General features: G+C 60.8%; 8 protein-coding genes and 1 other RNA gene. 4 read left to right on the top strand and 5 right to left on the bottom strand.

All coding sequences use genetic code 11. The annotated features are described in order from the left end of the window. Positions 1–20: 20 nt before the first annotated feature. Together rnpB and rsmI are read right to left on the bottom strand one after the other, a co-directional pair. An RNA gene (gene rnpB / locus AB7933_RS06505) (RNase P RNA component class A) lies at positions 21–374 on the bottom strand. Between the two features lie 96 nt (positions 375–470). Beyond that, positions 471–1,376: a 16S rRNA (cytidine(1402)-2'-O)-methyltransferase gene (gene rsmI, locus AB7933_RS06500; protein WP_024073512.1), complete on the bottom strand. Its 906-nt coding sequence runs from the start codon at positions 1,374–1,376 to the stop codon at positions 471–473. A 175-nt stretch (positions 1,377–1,551) separates the two neighbouring features. Between rsmI and AB7933_RS06495 the strand changes: the two genes are divergently transcribed. The 4 genes from AB7933_RS06495 to AB7933_RS06480 all read left to right on the top strand — a co-directional run bounded on the left by AB7933_RS06495 (position 1,552) and on the right by AB7933_RS06480 (position 4,998). Continuing rightward, complete coding sequence (locus AB7933_RS06495; RefSeq protein ID WP_024073511.1) at positions 1,552–3,363, top strand: penicillin-binding protein activator; 1,812 nt, start codon at positions 1,552–1,554, stop codon at positions 3,361–3,363. After that, positions 3,363–3,734, top strand: coding sequence for a YraN family protein (locus AB7933_RS06490; RefSeq protein WP_024073510.1), 372 nt, complete (start codon positions 3,363–3,365; stop codon positions 3,732–3,734). The genes AB7933_RS06495 and AB7933_RS06490 overlap by 1 nt, the downstream gene beginning before the upstream one ends. 92 nt (positions 3,735–3,826) lie before the next feature. Further along, a complete protein-coding gene (locus tag AB7933_RS06485) occupies positions 3,827–4,420 on the top strand; it encodes a phosphoheptose isomerase (protein WP_024073509.1) in 594 nt (197 codons plus the stop codon). Beyond that, positions 4,417–4,998 (top strand): BON domain-containing protein, encoded by a 582-nt coding sequence (locus AB7933_RS06480; protein WP_069075278.1) that lies wholly within the window; start codon positions 4,417–4,419, stop codon positions 4,996–4,998. Before AB7933_RS06485 ends, AB7933_RS06480 begins: the two co-directional genes overlap by 4 nt. A gap of 63 nt (positions 4,999–5,061) precedes the next feature. Here AB7933_RS06480 and AB7933_RS06475 read toward each other — a convergent pair whose 3' ends face one another. The 3 genes from AB7933_RS06475 to AB7933_RS06465 all read right to left on the bottom strand — a co-directional run bounded on the left by AB7933_RS06475 (position 5,062) and on the right by AB7933_RS06465 (position 9,588). Further along, positions 5,062–5,835 carry an OmpA family lipoprotein gene (locus AB7933_RS06475; protein ID WP_024073507.1) on the bottom strand — a complete coding sequence of 258 codons (774 nt, stop codon included), beginning with the start codon at positions 5,833–5,835 and terminating at the stop codon, positions 5,062–5,064. Between the two features lie 245 nt (positions 5,836–6,080). Next, complete coding sequence (locus AB7933_RS06470; protein ID WP_024073506.1) at positions 6,081–6,725, bottom strand: MBL fold metallo-hydrolase; 645 nt, start codon at positions 6,723–6,725, stop codon at positions 6,081–6,083. 130 nt (positions 6,726–6,855) lie between these two features. Continuing rightward, positions 6,856–9,588, bottom strand: coding sequence for a LuxR C-terminal-related transcriptional regulator (locus AB7933_RS06465; RefSeq protein ID WP_024073505.1), 2,733 nt, complete (start codon positions 9,586–9,588; stop codon positions 6,856–6,858). Positions 9,589–9,618: the final 30 nt, after the last annotated feature.

The raw sequence follows: 9,618 nt of genomic DNA, 5'->3' as shown, positions 1-9,618 counted from the left end.
ATTCGGACAGAAGGAAAAAGGTGGAGAGTCGATCTATAAGCCGGGTTCTGTCTTGAACAGTCATTCGTCTACGATGGCCATCACTGGACATCTTTAGCAACCTACCCGGTCCCAGCGCGGGCCACGCCTTGGGACCCTATTTGGTCTTGCTCCAAGTGGGGTTTACCTAGCCACGAACTGTTGCCAGTCGTGCGGTGCGCTCTTACCGCACCTTTTCACCCTTACCGGCACCGAAGTGCTTAGGCGGTTATTTTCTGTGGCACTTTCCGTAGGCTCACGCCTCCCAGGCATTACCTGGCACTTCGCCCTATGGAGCCCGGACTTTCCTCCCCCTCCTAATTTTCATAGAAGGCAGCGACTGTCCAATCGACTCTCCGCCGCGCAGGTTAACGGCACGAGGGACTTAGGACAAGTACTAAAAGCATAGCAGTGCCATCACCTTCAGACGAAATACCGGCTTACCCCCGGAACTATTCGGTTTTCTGTTTATCCAGCGCAACTTGATACAACACATTCTTGCGCACCCCGGTAATTTCCGCCGCCAGGGCTGCCGCGCGCTTAAGGGGCATTTCCTTGAGTAACAGATCAAGGATGCGCATGGCTTCGCTGCCCACCGCGTCTTCGGACTCTGGCGCACTCCAGCCCGCCACCAGCACCACGCATTCGCCTCGTTGCTGATTGCTGTCACCCTCGACAAACGCGCGCAACGCTTCCAGCGGCAGGCCCTTGAGGGTCTCGAAGGTCTTGGTAATCTCCCGCGCCAACAGTGCAAGGCGTTCACCACCGAACACCAGCTCCATATCCTGCAGACATTCCAGAATACGGTGGGGAGCCTCATAGAAGATCAATGTACGCGGCTCTTCCTTTAACGCTTGGAGCCGAGCACGACGCCCGACCGCCTTGGCCGGCAGGAAGCCCTCGAAAATAAAACGATCGGAGGGCAATCCAGCTGCCGATAAAGCGGCAATCAGCGCGCATGCGCCCGGAACAGGCACTACATTGATACCCGCAGCACGCGCCTGGCGAACCAGGTGATAACCCGGATCAGAGATCAGCGGGGTACCGGCATCGGAGATCAGCGCCACGTCATCACCTGCCAGCAGGCGCGTGATAAAACGACTGCCTTCTTCGCGCTCGTTATGCTCATGGCACGCAGCCAATGGCGTGCTGATACCAAAATGCTGCATCAGACGCTGGGAGTGCCGGGTGTCTTCCGCTGCGATCAATTTAACGTCGCGCAACACTTTCAGCGCCCGCGCACTGATATCGTCCAGGTTGCCAATGGGCGTCGCCACGACAAAAAGCGAGCCTGCAGTGGAATTCAAAGGACCTGGAGCAGTCAAAACGCACACCTCGATGGTTGGCAAAAGCCACATTGTAGCGCGTAGACGCCTTGAAAATATGCCATCGAAGCCGATGCCTTTTCAGCCGTGCACAGCCAATCGCAACATTTACACGACCTAAATCGACAGTTTCACGCCAGTAACATCGCGCCTGGGCCAGTGCTTGGGTACAATTCCACGCTAATTTGATCGGTATCAGGACACTTACATGATCGCTTGCCTGCGGCTGCTCTCCGCCCTCTGCCTCGCTGCCTTGTTGGCCGCTTGCGCCAGCTCGCCCTCGTCCAGCCTTGGCGACCTTCCACGGACCCCGGATGCCAGTATCGAGCAACTGCTCGAACAGGCGACCACCGCCAAGACGCCAGAAAAGGCGGCCTTGCTGCGCCTGAGTGCGGCTGACATGGCCTACCGCCAGAACAACCCCGGCCGCTCGTCGCAGATCCTTGCGCAGGTGCCGCTGGATGTTCTCAAACCCGCCGCACAAATCTTTGCCAGCACCCTGGCCGCCGAACTGGCGATGACGCGCAACCAGCCCAAGGCTGCGTTGACCGCCCTGAACCACCCTAGCCTGCAAAGCCTGAAGGACCTGCCGCCCGAGCAGCAGATCCGCACCGGCACCGTGCACGCTCGCGCCTATGAAGCCGATGGCCAGACCCTGGCCGCGGCTCGCGAGCGTGTGGCCATGGCGCCATTGCTCAGCGGTGATGTCGCCAAGAGCAACCACGAAGCCATCTGGACGTTGATTGCCGCACTCCCGGCCGAGCAACTGCAAGCCAGCGGCAACCCGACAATGGACGGCTGGATCACCCTGGCCCAGGCCGTCAAGGGCGCTGGCACCCTGGAGCAACAACAGGCGGCGATCGACACCTGGCGCGCGCAGAACCCAGGGCACCCGGCGGCCGTGCAACTGCCAACCCCGCTGACCAAGCTCAAGGAACTCGCCAGCCAGCCCCTGAACAAGATCGCCCTGCTGCTGCCACAGGAAGGCCCGCTGGCGTCCGTCGGCAAGGCGCTGCGTGAAGGTTTCATGGCTGCGCATTACCAGGCCGAGCAAGCCGGCCAGCGACCGCCGGTGATCGAGTTCTACGACAGCTCGCGCCTGACCTCCCTCGACGACTTCTACGCCAAGGCCCAGGCTGCCGGCGTGCAACTGGTCGTCGGTCCGCTGGAAAAACCACTGGTCAAACAGCTCAGCGCACGTCCGCAATTACCGATCACCACCCTGGCACTGAACTACAGCGAGACCGATCAAAGCCCGGCCCAGCTGTTCCAGTTCGGCCTGGCCGCTGAAGACGAAGCCCGCGAAGTCTCACGTCGCGCCCGTGCCGATGGCCTGCACCGCGCCGCTGCCATGGTGCCGCGTGGCGAATGGGGCGAGCGCGTCTACAAAGCCTTCCGTCAGGATTGGGAAGCCAATGGCGGCACCGTCGTAGGCGTCGAGTACGTCGACCAGCCGGTCGCCCTTGCACAGCAGATCGCCGACTTGTTCCAACTGCGCAAAAGCGAAGGCCGCGCCAAGAGCCTGCAAAGCACCGTCGGCACCGACGTGGCCGCGCAACCTTCGCGTCGCCAGGACATCGAGTTCATCTTCCTGGCCGTGACCCCGCAACTGGCCCAGCAGATCAAGCCGACCCTTAACTTCCAATACGCCGGTGATGTACCGGTGTACGCCACGTCCCACGTATTCAGTGCCAGCGGCGACAAGAACCAGTACCTGGACATGACCAACGTGATGTTCTGCGAAACCCCTTGGCTGCTCAACACCACCGACCCACTGCGCAACCAGGTCGCCGCGCAATGGCCACAAGCCAATGGCAGCCTCGGCCGCCTGTATGCAATGGGTGTCGATGCCTACCGCCTGGCGCCACGCCTGGGTCAGCTCAAGGCCCTGCCGGATACACGGGTTGATGGCCTTTCGGGCAGCCTGGGTATCAGCGCCAACCAGCGCGTCGACCGCCAGATGCCATGGGCGAAATTCGTCAGCGGCGAGGTCCAGCGCCTGCCTGATACCCCACGCTGATGCCCGAGCGGTCCAGCGCAAAAAGCGGCAAGGATGCCGAACTTCAAGCTCTGAAATACCTGCAACAACAGGGTCTGCGCCTTCTGGCGCAGAACTGGTTGTGTAAACGCGGCGAGCTTGATCTGGTCATGCTTGACGGCGATACAGTAGTATTCGTCGAAGTCCGCTACAGAAAACACGCACAATGGGGTGGCGCGCTCGCCAGTATTGACGGGCGCAAGCGTCAGAAGCTGATACTCGCCGCGCAGTACTTCCTACTCAAGGAGCACCGCTGGTCTGACTCCCCCTGCCGTTTCGATGTGGTTGCCATGGAAAGCACACCGGCAGGCCTTGCTGATCTGACCTGGCTCAAAGACGCCTTCGACAGCTGATTCGCCGGACATTTTCACCACACACTTTTGCTCTTTGCTTTGCGGGCTGCACATACCTGTGCCAAACAGCCGCGCTACTTAAGGTCACACAGATGGACATGCAATCCCGAATTCGCCAGCTTTTCCAGGCCAGCATCGACACCAAGCAACAGGCGATGGACGTACTTGCACCGCACATCGAGCAAGCCAGTCAGGTCATGGTCAATGCCTTGCTCAACGAGGGCAAAATGCTTTCGTGCGGCAACGGCGGTTCGGCCGGCGATGCCCAGCACTTCTCGTCCGAACTGCTCAACCGCTTCGAGCGCGAGCGGCCGAGCCTGCCGGCCATTGCCTTGACCACAGATTCGTCGACGATCACCTCGATCGCCAACGACTACAGCTACAACGAAATCTTCTCCAAGCAAATCCGTGCCCTGGGCCAACCGGGTGATGTGTTGCTGGCGATTTCCACCAGCGGTAACTCGGCGAATATTATTCAGGCGATCCAGGCCGCACATGATCGTGAAATGATTGTCGTAGCATTGACCGGACGCGATGGCGGCGGCATGGCGTCGCTGCTGTTGCCCGAGGATGTGGAGATTCGCGTACCGGCCACTGTCACCGCACGTATTCAGGAAGTCCATCTGCTGGCGATCCACTGCCTGTGCGATCTGATCGACAGCCAACTGTTCGGGAGTGAAGAATGACCGTTAAACGCCTCAGCCTATTGGCCATCACGCTATGCCTCAGCATCAGCGGGTGCAGCACGGCAATCACTGCGACACGTGACACCCCCATCCAGGACGACAAGGGCACCCGTACCTTTGGCAGCAAGATCGACGACTCGTTGATCGAAACAAAGGTCGAAGTCAACATCGCCAAGGCCGCGCCAGACCTGGGCAACGGCGCGTCGCGTATCGTCGTGACCAGCTTCAACGGCGTGGTACTGCTTGCCGGGCAAACACCGCGCGCCGACCTGAAAGCCCAGGCCGAACAAGCGGCCTCGACTGTTCAACGGGTCAAGAAGGTCCACAACGAATTGCAGGTGATGGACCCGATCACCCTGCTGGCTATCAGCAACGATGCCTTGCTGACCACCAAGATCAAGGCGCAGATGCTGACCGATAACGCGATTCCTGGCTCGCGCATCAAAGTCGTGACCGACAACGGTATCGTTTACCTGATGGGCTTGCTGACCCAGGCGGAAGCGACCCGTGCGGCCAACCTGGTACAGGGTGTGTCCGGCGTGCAGAAAATTGTGAAGGTGTTTGAATACATCGACTGATCTGAACGCAATAAAAAGGGCGCTGTGCATTGACTGCACAGCGCCCTTTTTAGTGGCCGGCGTTTATTGGTACTGCTGGTACGGATTGCCCTGGAATTGATTGTTCTGCTGGGGCGCTTGTTGCTGGCCTGCAGGCTGGCCGTACTGCTGGCCAGGGATCGGACCGAGGTTCACTTCGACACGACGGTTCTGCGCACGGCCGTTAACGTCGGCGTTGCTGGCAATCGGATTATCCGGACCGGCACCGCGCGCGCTCAGGTTGGCACCGTTGACGCCTTGCGAGGTCAGGTAGTTGGCCACGCTCTGCGCACGACGCTGGGACAGGTCCATATTCAGCTGACGGCTGCCGGTACTGTCGGTGTAACCGACAATCTGGATGGTGTTCTGATTGAATTGCTTGAGGGAGTTGGCCAGGTTGTTCAGCGGCTGGTAGAAGCTGCTGGAGATCGCGTCCGAGTTGGTGGCAAATGTGATATTGCCCGGCATGATCAGCTTGATCTGGTCGCCCTGGCGCTGAACTTCAACCCCGGTATTGGCCATGCTTTCGCGCAGTTTCTTTTCCTGCTGGTCGGCATAGTAGCCATAGCCAGCCGCACCTGCACCGGCAACCACCGCGCCGATCAGCGCGCCCTTGCCACGGTTGTTATGGTCGATGGCCGCACCGGCCAGTGCGCCGGCCAGGGCACCAAGGCCGCCGTACTTGGCGGTTTTACTCATGCCGCCTTGCGATCCATTATTTGCCTGTCCCTGGCTGCCGTCATATGGATTAGGTGAAGCGCAGCCAGACAACAGGGCTACGGCAGTAGCGACAACAAGCAGACGACGCGGAGTGAACATGAAGGAAGCTCCTACTTTTGCATTCTGTGGTGCAGAGGACATAGGCAATGGACCTGTGCCGAGTTTGGAACGCGACAAACGGTAAAAATTCCGCAACCGCATCCAGAGCTGTAACAAAAAACTGGCCAGGATTACCGCTACAGAAACCGTAGCAGAAGCAGGCTGAACGCGACCTGTGTTTTTGCTACAGCAATTCTCCAGACACCACAGCGCCGAAAGCTGGACTACCGACGTCCCCTGCCCCATTACGCGCGCACAAAGGGATTCTCACGCATCTCATCCCCCAACCGCGTATCCGGGCCGTGACCGGTTACCACCGTCGCGCCCTCATCCAACGTATAGAGCCGCTGCTTGATCGAACGCACGATCGCCGCCTGGTCGCCGCCCCACAAATCCGTTCGCCCTACGCCGCGTCGAAACAAGGTGTCGCCAGCAATCAGGAGCTTGGCATCGGCAAACCAGAAACTCATCGAACCGGGTGTGTGCCCCGGCGTATGCAGCGCCACGCCACAGCCGCAGGCCAACGCTTCATCATCGACCAGCCATTGGTCTGGCGAAGGCACCGGAGTGTAGGGCACACCGAACATCTGGCACTGCATTTCCAGGTTGTCCCAGAGAAACTGATCATCCTTGTGCAGGTGCAGGGTGGCACCGGTTTTCTCCTTCAACTGGCCGGAGGCGAGGAAGTGATCGAGATGGGCGTGGGTGTGGATGATGCTCACCACCTTCAAGCCCAGTGCATCGAGGCGCGCCAGGATCAATTCGTGGTTGCCACCGGGGTCGACCACGATGGCTTTTTTAGTGATGGGGTCACCGATGATGGTGCAGTTGCACTGCAACGGGCCGACGGGAAAGGTTTCACGGATGAGAGTCGGCTTGGCGGTGGTCATGGGCGGTCCTCCAGTGCAAATGAATTATCGTTTTCCGGCGAGCATCGCCAAAATAATTGCACTATTAAACCAGACTGGGTGCGCTTCGCAGCCCAACGCGGGCAAGCTCGCCCGCCGTAAGGTTTACGTTTCAGCCAATCAACCTCAACTCTTGCGCCCGCGCCACCGCCTGGGTTCGTCGCTCCACCCCCAACTTGCTGTTGATATGGCTGGCGTGGGTCTTGACCGTATGCAGGGAGATGAACAGGCGGTTGCTGATTTCCTGGTTCGAGCACCCCTGGGCGATCAATTGCAGCACCGCCAATTCACGGGCGCTCAGGACTTCATGACCAGGCGACGGCTCCGCGACCGCAACGGCCGGCAGCAGCGCCAAGAGGCTCTGGTTCAGCAAGCCGTGAGGGTCCTTGCCAAGCTGTTCGCGCATCCACTGCGGGTAACCTTCGAGCAAACGCTGGAACGGCTGCAATGCCCCTCCCGAGCCGGCCTCCAGCGCCCGCGCCAACACCGGCCGTGCCTTGGCTTCCTGGCCGTTTTCCAGCAGCAGTTGCGCCTGCTGGGTCAACGCCATCAGCGCAATCATTTGTCGCCCACTGTTGTGCGCCTGTTGCGCCAGGTCTTCAAGACGCTCCAACGCCGCATCCGCTTGATGGCGAATCGCATCGAGGGCGGCCTGTTGCAGCCCGATATGTTGCGGCAGGTGCGGATGAAACTCCGGCGCGGCAGCCGCGTGTTGACCATTATAGGTTTGCCCCAACCGCGTCAGCCAGGCGTCAGCCAGGTCGGTGCGGCCCTGGGCCAGCCACAATTCGCATTTGATCAGGGTGATCATCGCCAGGTAGTAGATCGGCGGCACGTCCCAGATGTGCATCAAGCGCTCGGCCTCGGCCAGTTCGGCGAAGGCTTTGGGGAAGTCGTTACGGCGCCCTTCGAAGTTGGCGATCACACAATGGCCGATTAGTACGCTGATGTCGCGACAGGCGCGCGCTTCAACCAGCCCGGCCCGCAGACGAGCAAGGCCGGCCTCAGGCTGATAGCGCGCCAGCAGCAAATAACCTTCATAGAGCGACAATCGCGCACGCACGGCGTACAACCGCTGCGGCGCCAGGCCCTGCAGGCGTTGCAGGCCCTGGCGAACCTCATCGAGGGAACGCAGGATTTCGCCGCGCGCCTGCAACACTCGCGCACGGTCGTAATGGGCCAGCGCTTCGAACAGCGGGTTTCCGACCCGCTGCGCCAATTCCAGGGACTCGCGGTTCAGGCCGCGGGCGCGCCACAGGTCGGCGTCGACAATGGCCAGGTTGGACAAGGTCGACAGGCACATCAGACGCTGGCCATAGCGACGCTGCGGCAAACTTTCCAAGGCTTCGCTGCAATAACGCTGGGTCAATTCGCGGTCACCGCGACCACGCGCGATAATCCCGCTGAGCGCCAGCCACTGGGCCAGCATCGACTTCTGCGCCGTGGCCGACGGTGCCGGCAGGAAGCGACTGAGGTAACTGGACAACTCTTCCGCCGCATCCAACTGGCACGCCAGCCCCAGGGCCCAGCTATAGAGCACGATCAACCGGGGTGTACTGATCAGCAGGCTATCGGGCAAGTCCATTTTCCAGCGCAGCAGCATGCCGACGTTCTGTTCGGCCAGCAGTTGCTCTTCGGACAGGTTCTGTACCAGGTTGGCGGCCACATCCAGATGGCCGGCACGCAATGCCTGTTCCACCGCCTCATCGATCAAGCCTTGCGCGTTGAACCAGCGGCAGGCCCGCAGGTGCAGGCTGGCTGCCGGTAACAGCGCGGTGCTGGTGGCGCGGCGCGTGCGCAGCAGGTCCGAAAACAGATGGTGGTAACGGTACCAGTGACCCTGCTCGTCCAGAGGTACCAGAAAAACCTGGTGGGCTTGCAGGTAGCGCAGGATTTCCGCGCTGTCATGGGCTTCGCGCACGGCGTCGCACAGCTCGCTGCAAAAGCGTTCCTGAGGGGCAGTATCGAACAGAAAGGCCTGCACTTCGGGCGGCAGGCAATCGATCACCTCTTCGAGCAGGTAATCACGGATCAGCCCTTCCCCGCCGTGCAGGCTTTGCGGCAAAGAGCCTTCGTTACCGGCCTCGGAGGCGGCGAGCAGCCAGAAACGCAGCCCGGCGACCCAACCCTCGCTGCGGCGGATCAGGTTATCCAGCGCCTCGCCACGCAATGAACTGCTGTGGCGATCCAGCACGGCCAGGGATTCGTCGTGAGTCAGGCGCAGATCCTGCTCATGCAGCTCCAGTAGATGGCGTGACAAGCGCAGGCGCGCCAGGTGCCAGTCCGGGCGCTGGCGGCTGGTGACCAGCACCACCAGGCCATCGGGTAAATGATTGAGGAAAAATTGCAGGCAGCGATCCAGTACCGGGCCCTGGGCCAGATGGTAGTCATCCAGTACCAGCAACAGCGGCGTGCGCGTGGACAAATGCACGGTCAGCTCATCGAGCAGGCCATCGAGCCATTCTTCAAAGGCAAAGGGTTGATGACGCTGGCGCATTTTCAGCAGCCCCAGGGACTGGGCGCCGATTTGCGGGAAGTATTGTTGCAGCCCGTCGAGCAGGCGCTCGAGGAAACGGCCAGGGTCGTTGTCCCGGGGGCTCAGGCCCAGCCACAGGCTTTGCCAATGGGCCGGCAAGCCCTGGCAGAACTCCACCGCCAATGAGCTCTTGCCGAACCCCGCGGGTGCACTGACCAGCAACAGTCGCCCGTCCAGCCCTGCACTCAGCCGTTCGCACAGACGGGGGCGCAGCACGTAGCCGTCAGGCAGCGGCGGCCTGTAGAAGCGACCTTCCAGGGACGGGACGACCGCGCTGGAAGGCCCCTGGATTCGAGACAGATCAGTCATCGCCGGGCTCTTGTAGAAGGCTGTTATCGG

Origin of the sequence: Pseudomonas gorinensis, assembly GCF_042015035.1 — a bacterium.
GTDB lineage: Bacteria > Pseudomonadota > Gammaproteobacteria > Pseudomonadales > Pseudomonadaceae > Aquipseudomonas > Aquipseudomonas gorinensis.
Note: the sequence above shows the minus strand (reverse complement) of the source record. Positions and strands in the feature narration are given on the sequence as shown.

What these genes read in the sequence shown, in the direction of transcription:
- AB7933_RS06470 (WP_024073506.1), bottom strand. Translation starts at nt 6,725, where the DNA reads ATGACCACCGCCAAGCCGACTCTCATCCGTGAAACCTTTCCCGTCGGC.
- AB7933_RS06475 (WP_024073507.1), bottom strand. Translation starts at nt 5,835, where the DNA reads ATGTTCACTCCGCGTCGTCTGCTTGTTGTCGCTACTGCCGTAGCCCTG.
- AB7933_RS06465 (WP_024073505.1), bottom strand. Translation starts at nt 9,588, where the DNA reads ATGACTGATCTGTCTCGAATCCAGGGGCCTTCCAGCGCGGTCGTCCCG.
- AB7933_RS06490 (WP_024073510.1), top strand. Translation starts at nt 3,363, where the DNA reads ATGCCCGAGCGGTCCAGCGCAAAAAGCGGCAAGGATGCCGAACTTCAA.
- rsmI (WP_024073512.1), bottom strand. Translation starts at nt 1,376, where the DNA reads ATGTGGCTTTTGCCAACCATCGAGGTGTGCGTTTTGACTGCTCCAGGT.
- AB7933_RS06495 (WP_024073511.1), top strand. Translation starts at nt 1,552, where the DNA reads ATGATCGCTTGCCTGCGGCTGCTCTCCGCCCTCTGCCTCGCTGCCTTG.
- AB7933_RS06480 (WP_069075278.1), top strand. Translation starts at nt 4,417, where the DNA reads ATGACCGTTAAACGCCTCAGCCTATTGGCCATCACGCTATGCCTCAGC.
- AB7933_RS06485 (WP_024073509.1), top strand. Translation starts at nt 3,827, where the DNA reads ATGGACATGCAATCCCGAATTCGCCAGCTTTTCCAGGCCAGCATCGAC.